This is a genomic window from Streptomyces sp. NRRL F-5135, from assembly GCF_000719775.1.
GTDB classification, from domain to species: Bacteria; Actinomycetota; Actinomycetes; order Streptomycetales; family Streptomycetaceae; genus Streptomyces; species Streptomyces hebeiensis.
On record NZ_JOHR01000005.1, the window covers coordinates 205,628 to 228,604 of the forward strand.

Genomic DNA, 22,977 nt, shown 5'->3' on the forward strand with positions numbered 1-22,977 from the left:
CTCCCCCCGTATTCGCGCCGCGGTACCTCGCGCGAGGCCCGTGAGACCAACAGTCGAATCGATCGTGGGATCAGCCCTCGGAACAGCCGTGGGAGCAGCCGTGGGGCCAACCGCGAGATCAACCGGCTACGACGGTACTCCCGGCCCAGGACACCCCGGCTCCGCCTGTGGAAAACCCTCCGCCGAGCACCCGACGGCCGCCCGCACCGGGCCTCCGGCACCTGGCCGAAACTGACCCGTGCAATACCTCACAACTCACGGATACGACGAAAAACGGGCCCCACCGAGACTTCCGTCTCCGGTGAAGACCCGTTCATCGGTTCTTCTCTGTGCGCGAGGGGGGAGTTGAACCCCCACGCCCTTTCGGGCACTGGAACCTGAATCCAGCGCGTCTGCCTATTCCGCCACCCGCGCATCGGGCGTGTCGTCCGGTGCTCCCACCTGCTGGTGTGTGCCCCTGGCGACATCCAGAACACTAGCACGCCGCCGAGGGTCCGTTCACATCCGTTCTCCGGGGGCCCGGGGAACGGAACGGGGAATCGGCCTCCGCCGACCCGGTGCCGCCTGAGCATGCCCCGGGGTGCGGGACACTGGCGTGAGGCCGCCTCTACGATCCCGTGTGAGAGGTGACACTCATGGACGGGGCAGACAAGGGGAACCACCCGATTTCCCGGCGCGTGGATACGATCAGTAAGCAGTACCAGGACGGCAACGACGGAGGAGGTGCCCCATGGGAGTCATGAAGCGATTCGAACAGCGTCTCGAAGGTTTGGTCAACGGCACCTTCGCGAAGGTGTTCAAGTCCGAGGTCCAGCCCGTCGAGATCGCGGGTGCCCTCCAGCGTGAATGCGACAACAACGCAACGATCTGGAACCGCGACCGGACCGTGGTCCCCAATGACTTCATCGTGGAGCTGAGCACGCCCGACTACGAGCGCCTCAGCCCCTATTCCGGCCAGCTCGGCGACGAACTGGCCGGGCTGGTCCGCGACTACGCGAAGCAGCAGCGCTACACCTTCATGGGCCCCATCAAGGTCCATCTGGAGAAGGCCGACGACCTCGACACGGGCCTGTACCGGGTCCGCAGCCGCACCCTGGCGTCGAGCACGTCGCAGTCGCCCGGAGGCGCCCCCGAGGGCCCCGGCGGCCGGCCGGGCCCCTCCTCGCCCGCCCCCGGTGGCTACGGCTACCCGCCCGCCTCGGCGCCTCCCATGCCCGCCGGCCCGCCGCCCGGCGCCCGCGGTCCGGCCGCCGGACCGAGCGGCCCGGGTGCCGGCGCCCTGCCGAACAGCCAGGTGCGCCGCTGGATCGAGATCAACGGCACCCGTCACCAGATCTCCCGCGCCACGCTCGTCCTGGGCCGCAGCACGGACGCCGACGTACGGATCGACGACCCCGGTGTCTCCCGCCGGCACTGCGAGATCCGGACCGGTACGCCCCCGACCATCCAGGATCTCGGGTCCACCAACGGCATCGTGGTAGACGGACAGCACACCACCCGCGCTACGCTCCGCGACGGCTCGCGGATCGTCGTGGGCAACACCACCATCGTTTACCGGCAAGCCGAAGGGTGAAGCGGGGGCAATGTCAGAGCTGACCCTGACGGTCATGAGGCTGGGTTTCCTGGCCGTCCTGTGGCTGTTCGTCATCGTGGCCGTTCAGGTCATCCGCAGCGATCTGTTCGGAACGCGCGTCACGCAGCGCGGCTCACGCCGCGGGGCCGACGCCCGTCCCCAGCAGAACCGCCAGGCCGCCGCCCCGCCGCAGCAGCGCCAGCAGCAGCCGGGCCGGCAGCGCCGGGGCGCGCCCACGAAGCTGGTCGTCTCCGAGGGTTCCCTCACCGGCACCACGGTGGCCCTCCAGGGGCAGACCATCACCCTGGGCCGCGCCCACGATTCGACGATCGTGCTGGACGACGACTACGCGTCCAGCAGGCATGCCAGGATCTACCCGGACCGGGACGGCCAGTGGATCGTCGAGGACCTCGGGTCCACCAACGGCACCTACCTCGACCGGACCCGGCTCACCAGCCCGACACCGATCGCGCCGGGCGCTCCGATCCGCATCGGCAAGACCGTCATCGAGCTGCGGAAGTAGTACGACAATGAGCGAGCGGAGCGAGCGAGCCGCGACGGTCCCCACCGCGGACCGCGGCAGGCTCCCGACCGGAGGGTGGGCAGTGTGGCACGAGACCGGCTGTACCCCGAGCCGACGGGCGAGGTGCGCATGAGTCTGTCTCTGCGTTTCGCCGCCGGATCGCACAAGGGCATGATCCGCGAGGGGAACGAGGACTCCGGCTACGCCGGTCCCCGCCTGCTGGCGATCGCCGACGGCATGGGCGGCCAGGCCGCGGGCGAGGTCGCCTCCTCCGAGGTGATCTCGACCCTGGTGCAGCTCGACGACGACGTACCGGGCTCCGACATCCTCACCTCGCTCGGTACGGCGGTGCAGCGCGCCAACGAGCAGCTGCGGGTGATGGTCGAGGAGGACCCCCAGCTGGAGGGCATGGGCACGACACTCACCGCGCTCCTGTGGACCGGGCAGCGGCTCGGCCTCGTCCACGTCGGCGACTCCCGCGCCTATCTGCTGCGCGACGGCGTGCTGACCCAGATCACGCAGGACCACACCTGGGTGCAGCGGCTGGTCGACGAGGGCCGGATCACCGAGGAAGAGGCCACCACCCACCCGCAGCGCTCCCTGCTGATGCGCGCGCTGGGCAGCGGCGACCACGTCGAGCCCGACCTCTCCATCCGCGAGGTCCGGGCCGGCGACCGCTACCTGATCTGCTCCGACGGGCTCTCCGGCGTCGTCTCGCACCAGACGATGGAAGAGGCCCTCGCCAGCTACCAGGGCCCGCAGGAGACCATCCAGGCGCTCATCCAGCTCGCTCTGCGCGGCGGTGGCCCCGACAACATCACCTGCATCGTCGCCGACGTCCTGGAACTCGACTCGAGCGACACCCTGTCGGTCCAGCTCAACGACACCCCGGTCGTCGTCGGGGCCGTCGCGGAGAACCAGCTCCCGCTGAACTCCACCGACAACGCCGCGATGCAGACGCCCGCCGGCCGCGCCGCCGGCCTCGGCCGCGGGGTGCCCCAGCAGCCCGGCGGCGGCTTCGGCCCGCCCGGCAGCGGCGACGACGCCGACTACGGCTCCATGCCGCAGGACGGCTCCTTCGGCGCGTACGGCGACGACGACTTCACCAAGCAGCGCGGCGGCCGCAAGTGGCTCAAGAGATCGTTCTACACCGTGCTCGCGCTGGCCGTCGTGGGCGGCGGTCTGTACGGCGGCTACCGCTGGACCCAGAACCAGTACTACGTCGGTGCCAACGAGGACCACGTGGCGCTCTACCGGGGCATCAGCCAGGACCTGGCGTGGCTCTCGCTGTCGAAGGTCGAGAAGGACCACCCCGCGATCAAGCTCCAGTACCTGCCGCCGTACCAGCGCAAGCAGGTCGAGGCGACGATCGCCGAGGGCAGCCTCGCGGGCGGCCGGGAGAAGATCGACGAGCTCGCCGTGCAGGCGTCGGCCTGCCAGAAGGAGGAACTCCGCCGCAAGGCCGCCGACAGCGCGGCCGGTTCGGTCCCCTCCGACGAAGAAGCCGCCGAGAACCCGGCCGGCAGCCCGCCGCCGACCGGTTCTCCCGCCAAGAACAGCGACAACAAGCCGAAAGCGACTCCCAATCCGGGCCCCAGCCTCTCGGAGGAGGAGCAGAAAGTGGCCTCGAACTGCGGGAAGCAGTAGAGCCGGCCGTAGGGGGCCTTCCACCACCATGAGCGTTGTCACCAATACGACCACCATCGGCGCGATCGACGCACCGAGCCGCCGCAACACCGAGTTGCTGCTGCTCGCCTTCGCCGTCATCATCCCGGTGTTCGCGTACCTGAACGTCGGCCTCGCGCTCGACGGCGAGGTGCCGACCGGGATGCTGGGCTACGGCCTCGGCGTCGCCCTTCTCGCCGGCGTCGGGCACCTCGTGGTGCGCAAGTTCGCCCGGTACGCCGATCCGCTGCTGCTGCCGCTGTCGACGCTGCTCAACGGCCTCGGACTGGTGCTGATCTGGCGCCTGGACCAGTCACCGCGGCTGGACAACATCCCCGCCGCGGCCACCAAGCAGCTCATGTTCTCCGCCATAGGCGTCGCCTTCTTCGCGGCCGTGCTGATCCTCCTCAAGGACCACCGCATCCTCCAGCGCTACACCTACATCTCCATGGCCGTGGCGATGTTCCTGCTGGTGCTGCCGATGTTCTTCCCCGCCAGGTTCGGGGCCAGGATCTGGATCACGATCCCCGGCTTCGGCACGCTCCAGCCGGGTGAGTTCGCGAAGATCATCATCGCGATCTTCTTCTCCGGCTATCTCATGGTCAAACGCGACGCCCTGGCGCTCGCCAGCCGCCGCTTCATGGGCCTGTACCTGCCACGCGGCCGCGACCTGGGGCCGATCCTGGTGGTCTGGGCCGTCTCCATCCTGATCCTGGTCTTCGAGACCGACCTCGGCACCTCACTGCTCTTCTTCGGCATGTTCGTCGTCATGCTGTACGTGGCCACCGAGCGGACCAGCTGGATCGTCTTCGGCCTCCTGATGTCCGCGGCCGGCGCCGTCAGCGTGGCCACCTTCCAGCCGCACGTCCAGCAGCGCGTCACCGCCTGGCTCGACCCGTTCGAGGGCTACGGAAAGATCGCGGCGAGCGAGCAGATCGCCAAGTCCCTGATGGCGTTCGGCTCCGGCGGCACGCTGGGCACCGGGCTCGGCCAGGGCAACTCCGACCTCATCGGCTTCGCCGCCAACTCCGACTTCATCCTCTCCACCGTCGGCGAGGAACTCGGACTCGCCGGCGTCATGGCCGTCCTGCTGATCTACGGCCTGATCGTCGAGCGCGGTATCCGCACGGCGCTCGCCGCCCGCGACCCGTTCGGCAAGCTGCTCGCCATCGGCCTCTCCGGGGCCTTCGCCATCCAGGTCTTCGTGGTCGCGGGCGGCGTGATGGGCCTCATCCCGCTGACCGGTATGACCATGCCGTTCCTCGCGGCCGGCGGCTCCTCGGTGCTCGCCAACTGGGCCCTGATCGGCATCCTGATCCGTATCAGCGACACCGCCCGCCGCCCCGCGCCGGCCCCCGCCCCGTCCCCCGACGCCGAGATGACCCAGGTGGTGCGTCCGTGAACAAGCCCCTGCGACGTATCGCGCTCTTCTGCGGGCTGCTGGTCATGGCCCTGCTGATCCGCGACAACTGGCTCCAGTACGTCCGTGCCGACGAGCTCAACTCGCACAAGTACAACCGCCGTGTCCTCATCGAGCGCTACAGCCACCAGCGCGGCAACATCATCGTCGACGGCAAGCCGATCACCGGCTCGGCCAGGACCGAGGGCACCGACTTCGTCTACAAGCGCACCTACACCGACGGCCCCATGTGGGCACCCGTCACCGGTTACGCCTCCCAGGCGTTCGACGCCAACCAGATCGAGAAGATCGAGGACGGCATCCTCACCGGCAACGACGACAAGCTCTTCTTCGACCGCACCATGAGCATGTTCACGGGCAAGAAGGAGAAGGGCGGCAACGTCGTCACCACCCTCAACAGCGCCGCCCAGAAGGCCGCGTTCGAGGGTCTCGGTGACAAGAAGGGCGCCGTCGCCGCCCTCGACCCGCAGACCGGCAAGATCCTCGCGCTGGCCTCCACCCCCAGCTACGACCCGTCCACGTTCGCGGGCAACAGCAAGGCGGACGAGAAGGCCTGGGTCGCGCTGGACAAGAAGAACAACCCCGACGACCCGATGCTCAACCGGGCCCTGCGCCAGACCTACCCGCCCGGCTCCACCTTCAAGGTGCTCACCGCCGCCGCGGCCCTGGAGCACGGCAAGGTCTCCGGACCCGACGAGCCCACCGACAGCCCGCTGCCGTGGACCATGCCCGGGACGACCCAGGAGTTGCCGAACGAGGGCGACCTGCCCTGCAAGAACGCCACCCTCCGCGAGGCGCTGCGCGTGTCCTGCAACACCGTTTTCGGCAAGCTGGGCGCGGACCTCGGCAAGGACAAGATGCTGGAGACCGCGAAGAAGTTCGGCTTCAACGAGGAGCAGTACACCCCGGTCCGCGTCGAGAAGTCCGTCTTCCCCGAGGACATCAACGAATCACAGACCGCGCTCTCGTCCATCGGCCAGTTCGACACCCGCGCCACCCCCCTCCAGATGGCCATGATCGCCTCCGCGGTCGCCAACGACGGCAAGCTGATGAAGCCGTACATGGTCGACCGGCTGGAAGCCCCCAACCTGGACGTCCTGGAGAAGAACGAGCCGGAGGAGATGAGCCGGCCGCTGTCCCAGGAGCACGCCCAGATGCTCCAGAGCATCATGGAGACCGTCGTCGACAAGGGCACGGGCACCAAGGCGAAGATCCCGAACGTGACCGTCGGCGGCAAGACCGGTACGGCGCAGCACGGCGAGAACAACGACCAGAACCCGTACGCGTGGTTCATCTCGTACGCCAAGACGGACAGCGGCTCCCCCGTGGCCGTGGCGGTCGTGGTCGAGGACGGCAGCGCCAGCCGCGACGACATCTCCGGAGGCGGCCTCGCCGCCCCCATCGCGAAGGACGTCATGAAAGCGGTCATCGACGGTAAGCAGTGACGCCGGTCACGGCTCACATCCATATCTGCACATTGCGATACCGGTCGTGTATCAGGTGCCCGTTAGGGGCCAACCGGGTACGGCGTGCCCGGTAGCGTAGGCGCGAGCAGCACACCGCCGGACCACACACGGGTGCGGTCGGGATCGACGGAGAGGGCTGGAACAGTTATGGAAGAGCCGCGTCGCCTCGGCGGCCGGTACGAGCTGGGCTCGGTGCTCGGCCGTGGTGGCATGGCCGAGGTCTACCTCGCCCACGACACCCGCCTCGGCCGTAGCGTCGCCGTGAAGACACTGCGGGCCGACCTGGCCCGCGATCCGTCGTTCCAGGCCCGGTTCCGCCGAGAGGCCCAGTCGGCCGCCTCGCTCAACCACCCCGCGATCGTCGCCGTGTACGACACGGGCGAGGACTACCTCGACGGGGTCTCCCTGCCGTACATCGTGATGGAGCACGTCGACGGCTCGACCCTGCGGGAGCTGTTGCACTCCGGGCGCCGGCTGCTGCCCGAGCGCACGCTGGAGATGACCATCGGCATCCTCCAGGCGCTGGAGTACTCGCACCGCAACGGCATCGTCCACCGCGACATCAAGCCGGCGAACGTCATGCTGACGCGCACCGGCCAGGTCAAGGTCATGGACTTCGGCATCGCCCGCGCCATGGGCGACTCCGGCATGACGATGACCCAGACCTCGGCCGTCATCGGCACCGCCCAGTACCTCTCCCCGGAGCAGGCCAAGGGCGAGCAGGTCGACGCGCGGTCCGACCTCTACTCCACCGGCTGTCTGCTGTACGAACTGCTGGCAGTCCGGCCCCCCTTCATCGGCGACTCCCCGGTCGCCGTCGCGTACCAGCACGTACGCGAGGAGCCGCAGCCGCCGAGCGTCTTCGACCCCGAGATCTCGCCCGAGATGGACGCGATCGTCCTGAAGGCCCTGGTCAAGGACCCGGACTACCGCTACCAGTCCGCCGACGAGATGCGCGCAGACATCGAGGCGTGCCTCGACGGACAGCCCGTCGCCGCGACCGCCGCCATGGGAGCGGTGGGCTACGGCGCCGGCTACGCGGGGGACAACCAGGCGACGACGGCGATGCCCGCGACCGCCCCGGGCGCCGCCGGCCAGACCTCGATGCTCCCCCCGGTGAACCCGGACGACGGCGGCTTCGGCTACGACGACCGCCAGGGCAGGCGCCGGCAGGCCCCGAAGAAGTCCAACACCTCCACGATCCTGCTGGTGGTCGCGGGCGTCCTGGTACTGATCGGCGCGATCCTGATCGGCAGGGCGGTCTTCGCCGACAAGGGGGACAGCGGTGAGGTCGCGGTCCCCCAGCTCGTCGGCAAGACGCTCGAAGAGGCACAACAACTCGCCACCAACGCGAGCGTGAAGGTCACCGAGTCCGGCCGGGAGCGCTGCGACCAGCCCAAGGACGCCATCTGCTCGCAGATCCCGGCGAGCGGCACGATGCAGCAGGGCGAGACCCTTCAGGTCGTCATCTCGGACGGCGCCCCGCAGATCAAGGTCCCCGACGTCACCCAGAAGGACGTGGACAACGCCACCGACATACTCAAGTCCGACGGATTCAAGGTCGAGACCAAGCAGATCGAGTCCGACGAGGACCCGGGCACCGTGGTCAGCCAGGATCCGGAGGGCGGCACGAAGGTCGAGCAGAAGTCCACGATCACGCTGTCGATCGCCAAGACGGAGCAGTTCCCCGTCCCGCAGGTGGTGGGCAACCAGTTCGACGCCGCCAAGAGCCAGTTGGAAGGGCTCGGCCTCTCGGTCGTACGCAACGACGTGGACGGCGAACAGCCCGCGGGCACCGTCACGGCGCAGGACCCGTCTCCCAGCACCCAGGTGTCCAAGGGCGACCAGGTCACGCTGAGCGTCTCCAAGGGTCCGCAGCAGGAAAAGGTCAGGATCCCCGACGGTCTGGCAGGCAAGCGCTTCGGCGAGGTCCAGGGCGCGCTCCAGGGTCTGGGGCTCAATGTCGCGCCCGGTCCCAACTCGTCCACCGATCCCAATGCCTTCGTCGTGAGCGTCGACCCAGGTTCGGGAACCGAGGTCAACAAGGGCGACACCGTCACGGTCACCACCATCGGCGGCCAGAACGGCAACGGCGGGAACGGTAACGGCGGAAACAACGGAGACAACGGAGACAACGGCCCTGGCGGCGGCTTCTTCGCCGGCGTCGGCGGCTGACGGCCGACGCCGACGCCGACGGCGACCCGTCGAACGCCGATGGCCCCGACACCCACTCAGGGTGTCGGGGCCATCGGCGTAACAGGGGCCCGTCCTCAGCTCAGTTCGCGCGGAGGCGTGCGCTCCTTGTCGACCTTCTCCGTACGGTCCAGTTCGGCCCACACGATGTAGCGGAAGTCCGAGGTGTAGATAGGCGTGCAGGTCGTCAGCGTCAGATAGCGACCGGGCTTGGTCTTTCCCGACTCCTCCGGGACCGGCTGAAGCACGTCCACGTTGTACTTCGACGTTTTCGGCAGCGTCTTGAAGACCTTGTAGATGTACCAGGTGTCCCGGGTTTCGAAAACGACCGGATCGCCGTCCTTGAGCTTGTGGATGTTGTGGAACCGCGCGCCGTGGCCGTCCCGGTGCGCGGCCAGGGAGAAGTTGCCCTTCTCGTCCCAGGGGAGCGCGGACTTGACCGGATCCGTGTAGTAGCCGGCGATCCCGTTGTTCAGCGCCGAGGTGCTGGTGCCCTTCTTGACGAGCACTTCGCCGCTGTCCATCGCCGGGACGTGGAGGAACCCGATGCCGTCCTCGGAGTCGAAGGCGCGGGGCGTCCCCTTGGGTGCCTCACGCGCCCAGTCGTGCCGCATCTCGTCGCCCTGTTTGGCGGACTCGCGGTCGGCCAGGACGTTCGTCCACCACAGCGAGTAGACGACGAAGAGACCCATCACCACGCCCGCGGTGATGAGCAGTTCGCCGAGGACGCTGACCACGGACGCGAGACGCCTCCTGCGGCCCTTTCGCGGACGGGCCGGGGGCGGCGTCACCGACGACGCGGCGTCCGGCGCGGCGGGTTCCGGTGCCGACCGCGGCGGGCCCGGGGCGGGCGGGGTGTCCTCGCGCTCGGCGCGCTCGGCGCGCTCATCGTCGTGCTTGCTCCCTGCCACCGCGAACGCCCCTGTCCCCTGTTCCCCGTCAACGTGCCGCTGTCCTGTGTACGCGCGGTCTCACGCGGTCTCAGCTCACGAGAGCGTCGGGCTTGCCCTTGCTGCGTGGCCGTTCCTCCACCATCTTGCCCCACACGATCAGACGATAGGTACTGGTGAATTCGGGCGTGCAGGTCGTCAGCGTGATGTAGCGACCGGGCCCGGTGAACCCCGAACCCGGCGGCACGGGACGGAGCACGCTCACGTTCGACGGCGGGGTCTGCGGCAGGATGCTGGCCATCTCGTACGTGTAGTACGTGTCCTGGGTCTCGACGACGATGTCGTCGCCGGGCTGGAGCTGGTTGATGTAGCGGAACGGTTCGCCGTGCGTGTTCCGGTGCCCGGCCACCGCGAAGTTGCCCTGGCGGGCGGACGGCATCGCCGTCTTGAGGCCGCCCTCCGCGTAGTGCCCCACCATTCCGCGGTCGAGGACCTGCGTCTTGCTGATGCCCTCGGCGATCGGCACCACGACGTCCAGCTTCGGTATGTACATGATGGCGAAGCCCTGTCCGGGCCGGAAGGCGTCGGGCTTGCGGCCCTTGGCCCAGCCGTCCTGGATCTGGTTCGTCTGGTCGCCGGCGTAGGCACCGGCACGGACGTTGGTCCACCAGAGCTGGTACGTGACGAACAGCAGCATCACGACGCCGAAGGTGATGAACAGCTCGCCGACCACCCGGCTGACGATGACGGCCGGGCTCTCCTTGAGTGCGCGGGCCGCGCGGCGCGCCTCGACGCGGGAGAGCGGCCGGGAGGCCGCCGCCGCCTCGGACCGGGCCCCGGCACCGGCACCGGCCGGTACCGCAGCCGTCCCCGTCGCGGCGGACGCCGCGCGTCTGCGCCCCCGCCCGCCCCCTTTCGCGGCCCGGCGCCGCTCGGCCCGGCCGCCCGTACGGGGCTCCCCGGCCTCTCCCGCCCCCGGTGCGGCGGCACGACGCGTGTCGCGCGTACGCAGCCCCACGGTCTCGTCGTCCGAGGGGCCGATGACGGGGAGGACCGCCGTGGCCGCCTGATCCGGCGCGGGGGGCTCCGGAGCGGGAGATTGCGGTCCGGGAGGCCCCTGTACGGAGAACTCCCGCACGCCCGGTCCGGCCGGGCCCGCCGGCCCTGCGGGCGGCGCCGATGCCCGTCCTGGTGGCCGTAGGGGGCCCGGCGCCGGTACGGGGCCGGGCCCCGCCGCTCCCGGCCCCGCCGGCCGCTCGCCCTCGGGCGACCAGGGCGCGCCGTGCCGTCTGCGCCGTCCCTGTCCGGGCCGCACCGGTCCTGGCTGCCCCGCGGCGTGGTCCCGCGGGGGCCCCGGGAATGCCGGGCCCGGCGCGTCCGGCTGTCCCTCCCGCTGCCGACCGCGGTGGCGGCCGCCCTGTCTCCGGCCCGGTTCCGGGGGCGGCGGCTGTCCGTCGGGAAGCGGATCGTTCAGCGGGTCCACCGGCCTCTCCGCCCCCGGCGCGTCGGCGCCCTCGTACGGTCCCCGGCCGTACGCCCCCTGCTCGTGCGACGGCGTTCCCTGCCCGTACGAGCCCTGCCCGTACGGACTCTGCTCGTGCCGTCCGTACTCCCCGTACGGATCTCCGGGACCCGTACCGTGCTCGGGACGGGGTTCGGTCACGCGAACGCCTTGCCCACCACCGGCGCCAGGCCCTCCGACCGGCCCACCGCGCCCGGGTCACCGCACCGCGTCAGCCAGTTGGCCAGCATCAGGTGGCCGTATTCGGTGAGCACCGACTCGGGGTGGAACTGCACGCCCTCGACCGGCAGTTCTCGGTGGCGCAGCCCCATGACGATGCCGTCCTCGGTCCGCGCCGTGACCTCCAGCTCGGCCGGCAGCTCGGCGGGCTCCGCGGCCAGCGAGTGGTAGCGGGTGGCGGTGAACGGCGAGGGCAGCCCCGCGAAGACGCCCCGCCCCTCGTGCAGGACCAGCGATGTCTTTCCGTGCAGCAGCTCGGGGGCGCGGCCGACGACACCGCCGTACGCCACCGCCATCGACTGCATGCCGAGGCAGACGCCGAAGACGGGCACGCCGGTCGCGGCGCAGTGGCGCACCATGTCGACGCAGACACCGGCCTGTTCGGGAGTGCCGGGGCCGGGGGAGAGCAGGACGCCGTCGAAGCCGTCCTGGGCGTGCGAGGTGGCCACCTCGTCGTTGCGCAGGACCTCGCACTCGGCGCCCAGCTGGTACAGGTACTGGACGAGGTTGAAGACGAAGCTGTCGTAGTTGTCCACGACGAGAATGCGCGCGCTCATCCGGCAGCTCCTGCTCCGTCGACGGTGACATCGTTGAACGGCAGCAGCGGCTCCGCCCACGGGAAGACGTACTGGAACAGCACGAAGACGACGGCGAGCGCCAGCACGAGCGAGAGCGCCGCCCGCACCCACGCGTTGCCCGGCAGATGCCGCCAGATCCAGCCGTACATGCCGTCCCTTCCGTCCTGGTGCCGCCCTCGGGCGGTACGGCACCAGACTAAAGGGCACCGAGGGCATATGGGCGGCGCATGGGGCAGCTGTACGGAGGTTCGGGGTTGCTCTTCGTCACAGCCGCCCGTCCGGCGTACACCGTGGCTACTCCGAGGGCCGCACCGGCTCCGCGTAGTGCAGGTCCACCGTGCCCGAGTAGCCGGGGAGGGTCTCCTCGCCGCGCTCCTCAAGCTTCCAGCCCAGCCCGTACGCCTTCACGTACAGCAGGTAGTTCTGGATCGCGGGAGAATCGTCGACGGCCTTGCGCAGCCTGTCCGCGTCACCGACAGCGGTGATCTTGTATGGCGGGGAGTAGACACGCCCCTGGAGGATCAGCGTGTTGCCGACGCACCGCACGGCGCTGGTGGAGATCAGCCGCTGGTCCATCACCCGGATGCCCCGCGCGCCGCCCGCCCACAGCGCGTTGACGACCGCCTGGAGGTCCTGCTGGTGGATGACGAGGTCGTTGGGCTGGGGCTCGGGGTAGCCGGGGTTCGCGGTGGCGTCCGGCGGGGCGTCGTTCAGCGTGACGGTGAGGCTCTCACCGGTCACCTTCTCCGTCCCCGCGGACTTCTCCAGGGCGCGCAGCCCGGCGTTCTCCGCGTCGGTGGCGCCGTGGTCGCGGCGGACCAGGGTGTCGATGTCGTCCCGGAGAGCGGCGGTGGTGTCGCCCAGCTGCTGGTTCTTCCGGTCGCGCTCGTGGATCAGGTCGGAGAGCTTCAGCAGCGAGGCGTCGGTGCGGATGTTGGTGCCCTTGGCCGTGTTGAAGCTGGTGACGAAGATCAGCCCGGCGAGGCCGAAAACGGCCGCCGTGAGCAGCCGTACGGGCCGCAGGGAGGGCCTGGAGCGCGGTCCTGGCTCCCGCTCCGGGGAAGAGTCGGCCTGCTTCGGGAGAGAGTCGGCGGAATTGCTCAACGTACCCTTATCTCCTTCGGCGCCGCGGAAGCACTACGCTAACGGACGCCCGGGAGTGGCGTTTCCCCCTGCGCGTCGCCCAGGCAGCCCGTTTCAGTTACCTGCGCGGTCACGCAGCGCATCGACAGGAGAGTCCCTCGTGCCGAAGTCACGTATCCGCAAGAAGGCCGACTTCACGCCGCCGCCGGCCGCGAAGCAGGCGGCCAGCATAAAGCTCACCAACCGGAGCTGGGTGGCCCCGGTCATGCTCGCGCTGTTTCTGATCGGGCTGGCCTGGATCGTCGTCTTCTACGTAACTGACGGTGATCTCCCGGTGGACAGCTTCGGGAACTGGAACATCGTCGTCGGCTTCGGCTTCATCGCGGCGGGGTTCGGCGTCTCCACTCAGTGGAAGTAGCCGGCCCCGATGTGGGTCTGACCCACGAGGCCGGCGGGGGCTCCCGGCGGCGGAGATAGCGGATCCGCCCCACGCTCGTCAAGCTCCGCCCCGACTTATCCACAGCGTTGTCCACAGCAGGGGAAAAGGTCAGACGATCTGTGGATAACTCCACGGAATGTTGACGCCGGTGTGACCGCGTCCGCCGCTCCGCCGCCTCGCACGCCCCTTGTCGCCGCTGGTCAGACCCACATCGGGGACAAGGGGCACGCATGTTCCCCACGGCGTGCACAAGATCCACCACATACTGTGGACAACCATCAGGTAGGCCCGGGCGTCGGGGGTCGCCCGCTCAGCCGCCGGTGGTCAGCGACATGGTCCTGAGCACGACGATCGCGACCGTCGTCGCCAGCACCAGCGCGCAGGTCCCTGACTGCACCGGCGTCCGGTGCGCGCGGGGCGCGTGCACCATGCCTATGGCGATCACCGTGCCCGCCACCAGTCCGCCGACGTGCGCCTCCCAGGCGATACCGGACCAGGTGAAGGTGAGGAGCAGATTCAGCGCCAGCAGGATCAGGACCGGCCGCAGGTCGTAGTTCATCCGGCGCATCAGCACGACGGTCGCGCCGAGCAGTCCGAAGACGGCACCGGACGCGCCCAGTGAGCCCTGGTTGGGCGCCGCGATCAGATACGTGAAGGCGCTGCCCGCCAGTCCGGAGAGCAGGTAGAGCGCCAGGAACCGGACCCGGCCGAGCGCCGCCTCCAGCGGTCCGCCGAGCCACCACAGGCCCATCATGTTGAACGCGATGTGCCAGATCTCCTGGTGCAGGAACATCGCCGTGACCAGCCGGTACCACTCGCCGTCGGCGACACCGACGGAATGGCCGAGCGCCGGGTCGAAGGCGGCCCCGATGAGGTCGAGCCGCTTGATCAGCAGATGGTTCTCGCCCACGCCGAGCACCGCGAAGAAGACCGCGGCGTTGATCCCGATCAGGACCTTGGTGACCAGCCGGGGGTCGGACGTGACGGTCCCCCCGGCGAGGGTGCGCGGCCGGGCGGCCGCGGGCCCGCGCCCCGTACCGGACCCCTGCCGCACACAGTCCGGGCACTGGAACCCGACGGACGCGCTGATCATGCAGTCGGGGCAGATGGGGCGCTCGCAGCGGGTGCAGCGTATGCCCGTCTCACGGCCGGGATGCCGGTAGCAGTGGGGCAGCCCCTCGCCGGCAGCGGGCTGGTCCTGGCCTCCGTGGCCTCCAGGCGGGTGGTCCATCGGTCCCCTCGGTCCTCGTCACGGCGGGCGGCGCACAGCGCGCCGCCCCGCCCGGCCGGTTATGTAACCACTACGGACGGGCAGGGCGGGAAGGTTCCCGGAGGGGCGTCCCCTCGGCGGGAAGGGCGGACCGGTCGGCCCTTGGGTCAGCGCGTCTCGATGACGACGGACTCGATCACCACGTCCTCCACCGGACGGTCGGTGCGCGGGTTGGTCCGGGTGGCGCCGATGGCGTCCACGACCTTCTTGCCGGCCTCGGTGCTGACCTCGCCGAAGATGGTGTGCTTACGGGTCAGCCAGGCGGTCGGCGCCACGGTGATGAAGAACTGCGAGCCGTTCGTGCCCGGGCCGGCGTTGGCCATGGCCAGCAGGTACGGCTTGTCGAAGGCGAGGTCCGGGTGGAACTCGTCCTCGAACTCGTAGCCCGGGCCGCCGGTGCCGTTGCCCAGCGGGTCACCGCCCTGGATCATGAAGCCACTGATCACCCGGTGGAAGACCGTGCCGTCGTACAGCCTGTCCTTGGACTTCTTTCCGGTCGCGGGGTGCGTCCACTCCCGCTCGCCCTGGGCGAGCTCGACAAAGTTCTTGACCGTCTTCGGGGCGTGGTTCGGCAGCAGCCGGACCTCGATGTCACCGTGGTTGGTCTTCAGGGTGGCGAAAAGCTGCTCGGCCACGATCTGCCTTCCGTAAGTCTTCGTAAGTCTTCGTACGTCTTCTCCGACCCTCCCGATCCTCGCACGCGAGCGGCGCCGACAGGCACAGCGGGCCGTGGGCGGCCCTGCGGAGGACACACGAAAGAGGCGCGGAACAGGCGAAACACGGCGAAGGGTACGAGCCGGTACGGGCCGTACGGACCGGCACGGAGAAGGCGAAGCGCGGCCGGAGGGAGAACGGGAAGAGCGCGGCGTGACCCGGATGCCCGCACCACATGCCGGGTCGGACCCCGGCAGGCATGATTTCGGCAAGGGCGGACAGGCGAAACACGGAACGCCACCGAGGAGGTTGATCCAGTGACCCGCATGGACAGCGTGCGCGCCGCTACGGGTTCGGCGAAGGAGAGCGTCCAGCACGCCGCGGAAGCGGTGGCACCGTACGCCGGTACGGCGAAGCAGCACGCCGCTCTGTACGCCAATGAGGCCCGCGTACGGCTCGCCCCGACGATGTCGAAGGCCGCGAAGCAGGCTCGTGTTCAGTACTGCGCCCATGTGGCGCCCCGGGTACCCCCGAAAATCGACGCGGCGGCTCATCGCGCGGCCGTCCGCACCCGCGAGGTCGCCCGTCAGACGGCGGACTACACGGTCCCACGGGTCGGGCACGCGGTGGCGACCGCTCAGCCGGTGGCCGAGGAGGCCGCGGCCCGCTCCGCGGCGGCCGTGGCGGCGCTGCGCGGACAGGTCACCGTGCGGGAGATCCGGAAACTGTCGAGGAAGCACGAGCGGCGGGCCAGGGCCGGTCGCGTGGCCAAGGGCCTCGCGGTCTTCGGAATGCTGGCCGGCGGTGCTTTCGCCGCCTGGAAGTGGTGGCACAAGCAGGCGAATCCGGACTGGCTGGTGGAGCCTCCCGCGGCCACCGAGGTCTCCGCGCACGCCTCGTCCGCGCCGCTCGGCGGGAGCCATGTGGCGGAGGCGGGAACGCCCGGCGCGGACCGGGACGACCGTCCCTGATCCTGGGGACCTCGCCGACGATCGTGGTGGCCTCGACGACCCCGGGCATCCCGGCGGTCTCGGGGCTTCCTCCGTTCCGGAGGCTTCCGGCGCACTTCGGCTTTCCGGCGGTCTTCGGGCTTCGGGCGGTCTTCGGCTTTCCGGTGGTCCTCTGGCTCCGGGCGGTCTTCGGGCTTCCGGCAGTCCGGGCGGTGCGAGCGGACTCGGCACTCGGCTGGGCGTCGGCGCTCTGTGCCGTCCCGGCGGAAAGCGGGACCACGTCGTGCGGGCCGGACGCTGACCACGCTCACGCGGCGACGAGTGCCGCGTCCGCGGCGTACGCCCGCTCGCGTGCCGCACGCGGGTCGTTCTCGCTCGACTGCCGGCTCGCCGGAAGGTGCCGGACCGACGGTGACGAACCATGCGCCTCGGCGGTGATGCGCTGCTTGATCGTGGGCGGCAGCGAGCGGTCCCGGGGCAGCGCTCTCGGCGGCAGGGCCCGCGCCGTCCTGGCGTCGGTGCGCAGCGCGGCGGCGGGGGCCGACGCGGGCTGCTCGGCCGGCTGGCGCACGGCGGCGCTACCGGCGGCAGCGGCGGGGGTGCTGAACCCCAGGGAGGCGAGCACCGCGAAGAAGGCGGTGATGAATACGGTCCACAGATTCTTGACCTTGACGGCGGCCATGACCCCTCGCTTTCGGGTTGGGCGGTTTAAATACCTTCCTCATGATGTGTACGCAACTCGGGAATCCCGGCAGCGACGCCCTCGGTCCGCAGTTCTTCGGATGAACACCACTCGTACGGTCCAACCAGACGTGCGGGACCGGCTGTCATGACCTATGAGAGACCCCGCCCGGACATGAGAAGACCCCTCTCACCGCGTGCACACGGGCGAGAGGGGTCTGGACGTGGAGCCTAGGGGAGTCGAACCCCTGACATCTGCCATGCAAAGACAGCGCTCTACCAACTGAGCTAAGGCCCCGGGACGGGATGGGTACGGTCGGGCCGAGGAGAGCGGCACGTCCATCACCGCGCACCAGAGTACCGGGTGTACCCCGCGATCCGGCAAAACGATGGGGACTCCCCGCGCGCGACCACGCTCCGTAAGATGCCCCACGAGGTTCGCAGCAGCGAAGCTGCCGCATTGGGGAAGCGATGGGGAGACGCGCATGGACGCAACACAGCAGGAATCGACGGCAAGAGCCAGAGAGCTGCAGCGAAGCTGGTACGGGGAGCCGCTGGGGGCGCTCTTCCGTCGCCTCATCGACGACCTGGGGCTGAACCAGGCCCGGCTCGCCTCGGTCCTGGGCCTGTCCGCGCCGATGCTCTCCCAGCTGATGAGCGGTCAACGCGCGAAGATCGGCAACCCGGCGGTGGTCCAGCGGGTCCAGGCCCTCCAGGACCTGGCCGGTCAGGTGGCCGACGGCAGCGTCAGCGCGGCCGAGGCGGCGGACCGCATGGCGGAGATCAAGAAGTCGCAGGGCGGCTCGGTGCTCACCGGCACCAGCCAGACGACGAACAGTTCGGGCGCGCCCACCGTGCGCCGGGTGGTCCGTGAGATCCAGTCGCTGCTGCGCTCGGTGGCCGGGGCCGGGGACATCATCGACGCCGCCGACTCGCTCGCCCGGACCCAGCCCGAACTGGCGGAGTTCCTCCGGGTGTACGGCGCCGGCCGCACCGCCGAGGCGGTCGCGCACTACGAGGCGCACCAGGGCTAGCCAGCCGGGCCGGCCGGCTGAACCCATCAGCAGGACCGATCAGCCGGACCGGTTCCGAGCCGGGGCCCCGAGGCCGGGGGCGCGCGCCAGGGGGGTGGCGCGCGGGCCGGGGGCCCGAGCCGGAGGCACGACGCTGTTGGTGCGTCCGGAGGCACGACCGGGCCCGACCGGGCACAGGCCGCCGCCGCGGCGACCGCGGCGGTTGTACGGAGCGGCGTCAGGGCAGTACGGGAAGCGTGCGGAATGTACAGGACGGGACGACGGGGAGCGGCGCGGCGGTATGGGTGAGGTCTTCGCGGGACGGTACGAGCTGATCGACCCGATCGGGCGGGGCGGTGTCGGCGCCGTCTGGCGCGCCTGGGATTACCGCCGCCGGCGCTACGTCGCGGCGAAGGTCCTCCAGCAGAGCGACGCGCACACCCTGCTGCGGTTCGTGCGGGAGCAGGCGCTCCGGATCGACCACCCGCACGTCCTCGCGCCCGCCAGCTGGGCGGCGGACGACGACAAGGTGCTGTTCACCATGGATCTGGTGAGCGGCGGGTCCCTGGCGCATCTCATCGGCGACTACGGCCCGCTGCCGCCGCGGTTCGTCTGCACCCTGCTCGACCAGCTGCTGGCCGGGCTCTCCGCGGTGCACGCGGAGGGGGTCGTCCACCGGGACATCAAACCGGCCAACATCCTGCTGGAGTCGACCGGCACGGCCCGCCCGCATCTGCGGCTGTCCGACTTCGGCATCTCCATGCGCAAGGGAGAGCCGCGGCTGACGGAGACCAACTACGTGGTGGGAACACCCGGTTACTTCGCGCCCGAGCAACTCATGGGCGCCGAACCCGACTTCCCGGCCGATCTCTTCGCCACCGGTCTCGTCGCCCTCTATCTGCTCCAGGGCAGCAAACCCGATTCCCAGGCCCTGGTGGAGCTTTTCGTCTCCCATGGCACCCCGGGGGCGCCCCAGGGCATCCCCGAGCCGCTGTGGCAGGTCCTGGCGGCCCTGTTGCAGCCCGATCCGCACGCGCGGTTCCGTACGGCCACGGGCGCCCGCAAGGCGCTGGCGACCGCCGTCGAGATGCTGCCCGAACCGTCACTCGAAGAGGAGCCGGTCGAGGTCTTCGACCAGATCGGCCCCCTGCCGCCCGGGTACGGCCCGTCCGGCCCCCTCGCCCGTCCCAAAGGAGGCGGCGCCGGCACCGGCATGAGGGCGGGGGCTTACGCGGGGCCTTACGCGGGGGCCGCCCCCGGCTCCGTACCGGCCGCGCCGACGGATCCGCGGACCGGCGCCCCTTCCGACCCCCGGGCGGAGCGGACCGACGACGCATACGCGCCCCTGCCGGCGCCCGTACCCCCGTTCGCACCGTCGCCCGTTCCCGTTCCCGCTCCCGCTCCCGCTCCCGACGCCATGTCGGACACCGGCAGCTTCCATCTGCCACCGCCTCCGGATCGGCAGTACGAGTCCTCCCCCGGGGCCGGCTCGGCTCCCACCCCGGCCGAGCTGGCGCACGCCCACGCTCCGACCGCGGCCGCGCCCGTGCGCCCCGGCCCCGACGAGCCGGCGCCCACCCGCCCGTACACCGCCGAGCGGGCACGGACGCCCGCACACCATGCCTCATCGCACATACGTCCGGGACCGCCCTCGAAGGTGGCGATCCCGGTGCTGCTGGTGGCGCTGGTCTGCTTCGCCGTGGGCATCTGGGCGCTGACCCAGATCTGAGGGAGCGGGCGCCTCTCGGGCCGCACCCCTCTTTCCTCGTCCCCTCTTCTGCTACGAAGAGGCCACCGCTCGTCGCCGGGCCAGCAGCGTCCAGACGCCGAGACCGAGCACCAGCACCGTGCCCGTGCCGAGAGCGGCCGTGGCGACGAGCACCATGGCGCCGTTCCTCGCCCTGCCGTCCGTCGCCTCCGTCCGGTCGTCGTCCGTCACCGCGAACTCGCCCGCCGGCCCGTCGTAGGCCGGTCCCGCCTTCGCCTCGCCCTCGACGTTCGTCCGCAGGGTCAGCCCGTACGGCCGTATTCCGAACTTCTCGCCCACCTCGGGATCGAGACTGACCTTCAGGTAGTACCAGCCCGCGAACCGCATGTCCTTGTCACCGGTGCTGAACCCGAAGCGGTTCTCGTACGCCACCGGCGGCAGCGGATCGAGCGACGTCGTCTTCTGCTTCCCGTCGTACGAGACCGGGGAACTGCTGTCGACCAGCCCCCGCGCCGGGTTGTACAGGGACATCGCCAGTGCGCCGGTCACGAACCCCTTCCCCGTCGAGCTGCCGAGCTCCGCGCCGGCGAAGAGCTGCTGGCCCCAGTCGACCGGGATCTTGTAGAAGAGCGAGCCGCCCGGTTCGATCTCCGTCGACCACTCGCCGGAGGTCAGCGCGGTCGCGTCATGGAAGCCGGCGCCACCGTCGCGGGACTGGGGCGGGCCGACGGCGGCCGGCGGCTCAGGTGAGGCGCTGGGCCACTGCGACGGCGCCGCGGTCGGCCCCGTCTTCGCCAGACCGGGCTCCGAGAGGTGGCGGATCTCCAGGCCCCAGGGCTCGGCCGAGGAGGTGGCCTCGCCGGTCCGCTCGATGACGACGTAGTACGGCCCCGCCTCCTGGCAGTTGTAGGCCTTCTTGTCGATCAGCCGGTAGGCGTAGGCGGCGAGCGGCCGGGGAAAACGTGAACTGCTGCCGAACCGCGCGTCGTTCGAACCGCAGTCGCTGCCCTGCTGGTCCTGGACCGAGACCGACAGCTCGTCGCGGCCGTCGACCTTCGTGCCCGCTTCGGGCACGGCGACGGCGGAGACATAGGCGTTCGTCTTCGCGTCCAGGTTCAGCCGGTAGACACGGGTCCGGTTCGGCCCGATCGAGTCGCGGTAGGTGGAGCCGGCGTCGAGCGGCTCCGCCGCGCTGGTGGTCGACGCGCCGGTGACGCGCTTCGCCTCCGGGTCGTATCCGTACGGGGTCGGCGCCGCGTCCGCGGCCGACGCCCGGCCCGACAGCCCGGGCGCTCCCGGCAGCACCACCACGGCCAGCAACGCGCCGACGGCCACGATCCGCACCGCGCGCCCGGCGGGTGGGCCGGTGAACGCCCGCCTGCCGGAAGCCACTCCGAGCCGACCGGTCGGGCCCGTCCGGTCGCCCCGTCCGCTCCGTGCCCGGCCCACCACCGCCGTACGGCCCGCATCACGGCCCCTGCCGCCCCGCCACTTCACGCGCTCGCCCCCTTTGCCCCCACGGCCGCCTCGCGCCGTCGTCCGACCGCCACACCGCCCGGTCCGGTCGTCCGGGCGACTCGCCCGGGCGGCTCCGCCCTCGTTCCCGCCCGGCGGGTCCCCGGACGCGCCCGAGCCGCTCCATCCTGCCCCGAGGACCGGCCCCCTGTCTGTGCGGCCGCCCTCATCGCGTGTACGCGGCCGGCCCCGTCCTCCCGGAACCCGCACGCCACCCCCGCCTGCGCGATTCGCTCACGCATACGAAAGATTCGCGAAAGTGAATCGACGCGCCGACGGGGCACCGGACAGCACGAAGCCCCGGCCGCTCGGCGGCCGGGGCTCGCATTCTCAGGACTGCTGGGGCTCACACACCCGAACCTGCGGGCACGGAGTCGGTCGCCTCCGTCCACAGATCCTGCTCGGCGCGGTCCGCCTGGATCTGGCGGTACACGAGGAGCCCGCCGATTGCGGCCAGTGCGACCAGGAGAAGCTTCTTCACCGCGCGACCTCGTCTTTCCTTGACGTAAGGGGACTTCTGCCGCCCGACTATACACACCGACCGATATCGATCGGTGACCTGGCCGCAACCCGGAGAGCGCCGGACAGGGGACCCGGTCACCCCGAGGGGGAATCTCAAGGGAGAATCCGAGCGGGCCTCGGAGCCGGGCCTTCGGCCCACCGGTCGGATCGGCCGGCCTACATCGGCCGGGCCTTACGCGACCGGCCCGTACGGAGCAAATCCGTACGGGCCGGTCCACGCGGTGGGGCTAACAGGATTTGAACCTGTGGCCTCATCCTTATCAGGGATGCGCTCTAACCAACTGAGCTATAGCCCCGCGCTGCCCCTGAAGATTAGCGCACTTCAGGGCCAGCCCCAAAATCGATACCCCGAGCTCACTCGTCCTCGGCGAGCGTGAGCTCGACACCGCCCACGAAGCCCGCCGACAGGTTGTAGATGAAGGCGCCGAGCGTCGCCAGAGCGGTCGCCAGGACCACGTCGATCACGGCGATGACCGACGTGAAGACGAGGACCCGCGGCAGCGAGAGGAACGACTGGAGATCGAAGCCGTTGCTCTCGTTCGAGCCCGTGGCCTCGCTGATCGTCCCGCCGACCGTGGAGAAGACGCCCATCGCGTCCATGACCATCCACAGCACGGCGGACGCGACGACCGTGCACACGCCGAGCGCGATGGAGAGCAGGAAGCTGACCTTCATCACGGACCACGGGTCGGCCTTCGCCACCCGGAGCCGTGCCTTGCGCGTACGCGGGGTGGTGCGCGCGTTCGTCCGCGGCCTGCGGACCGCCGACGCCCCGGCCTGACCGGCCAGGGTGCCCTGGCCCTCGGCCGGAGGCTGGGCCGCAGCCGGGGCGGGCCCGGCTGCGGTACCGGGTCCTGCGGTGGAGGCTGCTGATGTCACGGGAGTCCCCTTCTGGCCCTGTACGAGCCCCTGCTGGCCTTGGCTCTGGCCATGGATCTGTGCCTGGCTCCGGCTCTGACCGGGTCCGCTCTTGGCGCCCGCGCTCTGGGGCGAGGGATATGCCTGCGGCGGATGATACGGCTGAGCGCCCTGCTGCGGCTGCTCAGCACCGTACTTCTCGTATGAGGGCTGCTGCCCCCGGGTATCGGTCACC

The 22,977-nt window shown here is 70.5% G+C and carries 21 protein-coding genes and 3 tRNA genes; 10 read left to right on the forward strand and 14 right to left on the reverse strand.

The window, feature by feature from the left end:
- Positions 1-330 precede the first annotated feature (330 nt).
- Positions 331-414, reverse strand: a tRNA-Leu gene (locus IG02_RS0109670).
- A 316-nt stretch (positions 415-730) separates the two neighbouring features.
- Here IG02_RS0109670 and IG02_RS0109675 point away from each other — a divergent pair.
- The 6 genes from IG02_RS0109675 (at position 731) to pknB (ending at position 8,822) form a co-directional block, all read left to right on the forward strand.
- The gene (locus tag IG02_RS0109675) at positions 731-1,573 is read left to right on the forward strand and encodes an FhaA domain-containing protein (RefSeq protein ID WP_030744253.1); all 843 of its coding nucleotides are present in this window, start codon (positions 731-733) and stop codon (positions 1,571-1,573) included.
- Positions 1,574-1,583: 10 nt separating this feature from the next.
- Complete coding sequence (locus IG02_RS0109680) at positions 1,584-2,096, forward strand: FHA domain-containing protein FhaB/FipA (RefSeq protein WP_030744255.1); 513 nt, start codon at positions 1,584-1,586, stop codon at positions 2,094-2,096.
- Between the two features lie 84 nt (positions 2,097-2,180).
- Entirely contained in the window at positions 2,181-3,743 is a 1,563-nt protein-coding gene (locus IG02_RS0109685; protein WP_030744257.1) for a Stp1/IreP family PP2C-type Ser/Thr phosphatase, read from the forward strand.
- Positions 3,744-3,771: 28 nt separating this feature from the next.
- Complete coding sequence (locus IG02_RS0109690) at positions 3,772-5,163, forward strand: FtsW/RodA/SpoVE family cell cycle protein (protein ID WP_030744259.1); 1,392 nt, start codon at positions 3,772-3,774, stop codon at positions 5,161-5,163.
- Positions 5,160-6,626 carry a peptidoglycan D,D-transpeptidase FtsI family protein gene (locus IG02_RS0109695; RefSeq protein WP_030744261.1) on the forward strand — a complete coding sequence of 489 codons (1,467 nt, stop codon included), beginning with the start codon at positions 5,160-5,162 and terminating at the stop codon, positions 6,624-6,626. Before IG02_RS0109690 ends, IG02_RS0109695 begins: the two co-directional genes overlap by 4 nt.
- A gap of 168 nt (positions 6,627-6,794) precedes the next feature.
- Positions 6,795-8,822 (forward strand): Stk1 family PASTA domain-containing Ser/Thr kinase, encoded by a 2,028-nt coding sequence (gene pknB, locus IG02_RS0109700; RefSeq protein ID WP_030744263.1) that lies wholly within the window; start codon positions 6,795-6,797, stop codon positions 8,820-8,822.
- 95 nt (positions 8,823-8,917) lie between these two features.
- On the opposite strand, the gene IG02_RS0109705 is transcribed toward pknB, so the two are convergent.
- The 5 genes from IG02_RS0109705 to IG02_RS0109725 form a co-directional block, all read right to left on the reverse strand.
- Positions 8,918-9,631: a class E sortase gene (locus tag IG02_RS0109705; protein WP_051764795.1), complete on the reverse strand. Its 714-nt coding sequence runs from the start codon at positions 9,629-9,631 to the stop codon at positions 8,918-8,920.
- Positions 9,632-9,821: 190 nt separating this feature from the next.
- The gene (locus IG02_RS39010; protein ID WP_078854336.1) at positions 9,822-11,393 is read right to left on the reverse strand and encodes a class E sortase; all 1,572 of its coding nucleotides are present in this window, start codon (positions 11,391-11,393) and stop codon (positions 9,822-9,824) included.
- The gene (locus IG02_RS0109715; RefSeq protein WP_030744270.1) at positions 11,390-12,028 is read right to left on the reverse strand and encodes an aminodeoxychorismate/anthranilate synthase component II; all 639 of its coding nucleotides are present in this window, start codon (positions 12,026-12,028) and stop codon (positions 11,390-11,392) included. Before IG02_RS0109715 ends, IG02_RS39010 begins: the two co-directional genes overlap by 4 nt.
- On the reverse strand, positions 12,025-12,198 hold the full coding sequence (locus IG02_RS40490; protein ID WP_030744272.1) for a hypothetical protein: 174 nt from the start codon (positions 12,196-12,198) through the stop codon (positions 12,025-12,027). Before IG02_RS40490 ends, IG02_RS0109715 begins: the two co-directional genes overlap by 4 nt.
- Positions 12,199-12,343: 145 nt before the next feature.
- A complete protein-coding gene (locus tag IG02_RS0109725; RefSeq protein ID WP_030744274.1) occupies positions 12,344-13,153 on the reverse strand; it encodes a DUF881 domain-containing protein in 810 nt (269 codons plus the stop codon).
- Between the two features lie 139 nt (positions 13,154-13,292).
- Between IG02_RS0109725 and crgA the strand changes: the two genes are divergently transcribed.
- Positions 13,293-13,550 (forward strand): cell division protein CrgA, encoded by a 258-nt coding sequence (gene crgA / locus IG02_RS0109730; RefSeq protein WP_030744276.1) that lies wholly within the window; start codon positions 13,293-13,295, stop codon positions 13,548-13,550.
- 331 nt (positions 13,551-13,881) lie between these two features.
- On the opposite strand, the gene IG02_RS0109735 is transcribed toward crgA, so the two are convergent.
- Positions 13,882-14,802 (reverse strand): rhomboid family intramembrane serine protease, encoded by a 921-nt coding sequence (locus IG02_RS0109735; RefSeq protein ID WP_030744278.1) that lies wholly within the window; start codon positions 14,800-14,802, stop codon positions 13,882-13,884.
- A gap of 146 nt (positions 14,803-14,948) precedes the next feature.
- On the reverse strand, positions 14,949-15,476 hold the full coding sequence (locus IG02_RS0109740; protein ID WP_030744280.1) for a peptidylprolyl isomerase: 528 nt from the start codon (positions 15,474-15,476) through the stop codon (positions 14,949-14,951).
- A 336-nt stretch (positions 15,477-15,812) separates the two neighbouring features.
- Here IG02_RS0109740 and IG02_RS0109745 point away from each other — a divergent pair, with 336 nt between their 5' ends.
- Positions 15,813-16,466 (forward strand): DUF5324 family protein, encoded by a 654-nt coding sequence (locus tag IG02_RS0109745; protein WP_051764743.1) that lies wholly within the window; start codon positions 15,813-15,815, stop codon positions 16,464-16,466.
- A 286-nt stretch (positions 16,467-16,752) separates the two neighbouring features.
- Here the strand turns inward: IG02_RS0109745 and IG02_RS0109750 are convergent, their stop codons facing one another.
- Together IG02_RS0109750 and IG02_RS0109755 are read right to left on the reverse strand one after the other, a co-directional pair.
- Positions 16,753-17,127, reverse strand: coding sequence for a DUF6344 domain-containing protein (locus tag IG02_RS0109750; protein ID WP_030744285.1), 375 nt, complete (start codon positions 17,125-17,127; stop codon positions 16,753-16,755).
- Positions 17,128-17,351: 224 nt separating this feature from the next.
- Positions 17,352-17,424: transfer RNA gene (locus IG02_RS0109755), tRNA-Ala, on the reverse strand.
- Between the two features lie 187 nt (positions 17,425-17,611).
- On the opposite strand from IG02_RS0109755, the gene IG02_RS0109760 reads away from it, so the two are divergent.
- Both IG02_RS0109760 and IG02_RS0109765 read left to right on the forward strand, forming a co-directional pair.
- Positions 17,612-18,160 carry a helix-turn-helix domain-containing protein gene (locus IG02_RS0109760; protein WP_030744288.1) on the forward strand — a complete coding sequence of 183 codons (549 nt, stop codon included), beginning with the start codon at positions 17,612-17,614 and terminating at the stop codon, positions 18,158-18,160.
- 280 nt (positions 18,161-18,440) lie between these two features.
- Positions 18,441-19,868 carry a serine/threonine-protein kinase gene (locus IG02_RS0109765; RefSeq protein ID WP_030744290.1) on the forward strand — a complete coding sequence of 476 codons (1,428 nt, stop codon included), beginning with the start codon at positions 18,441-18,443 and terminating at the stop codon, positions 19,866-19,868.
- A gap of 51 nt (positions 19,869-19,919) precedes the next feature.
- On the opposite strand, the gene IG02_RS0109770 is transcribed toward IG02_RS0109765, so the two are convergent.
- From IG02_RS0109770 to IG02_RS39020, 4 genes are all read right to left on the reverse strand, one after another.
- Positions 19,920-21,344 carry a hypothetical protein gene (locus IG02_RS0109770; RefSeq protein WP_234314681.1) on the reverse strand — a complete coding sequence of 475 codons (1,425 nt, stop codon included), beginning with the start codon at positions 21,342-21,344 and terminating at the stop codon, positions 19,920-19,922.
- A 364-nt stretch (positions 21,345-21,708) separates the two neighbouring features.
- Positions 21,709-21,843 (reverse strand): DLW-39 family protein, encoded by a 135-nt coding sequence (locus IG02_RS42685; protein ID WP_003958712.1) that lies wholly within the window; start codon positions 21,841-21,843, stop codon positions 21,709-21,711.
- A 263-nt stretch (positions 21,844-22,106) separates the two neighbouring features.
- Positions 22,107-22,180, reverse strand: a tRNA-Ile gene (locus IG02_RS0109780).
- A gap of 58 nt (positions 22,181-22,238) precedes the next feature.
- Complete coding sequence (locus IG02_RS39020) at positions 22,239-22,976, reverse strand: DUF3566 domain-containing protein (protein ID WP_078854337.1); 738 nt, start codon at positions 22,974-22,976, stop codon at positions 22,239-22,241.
- Position 22,977 lies beyond the last annotated feature (1 nt).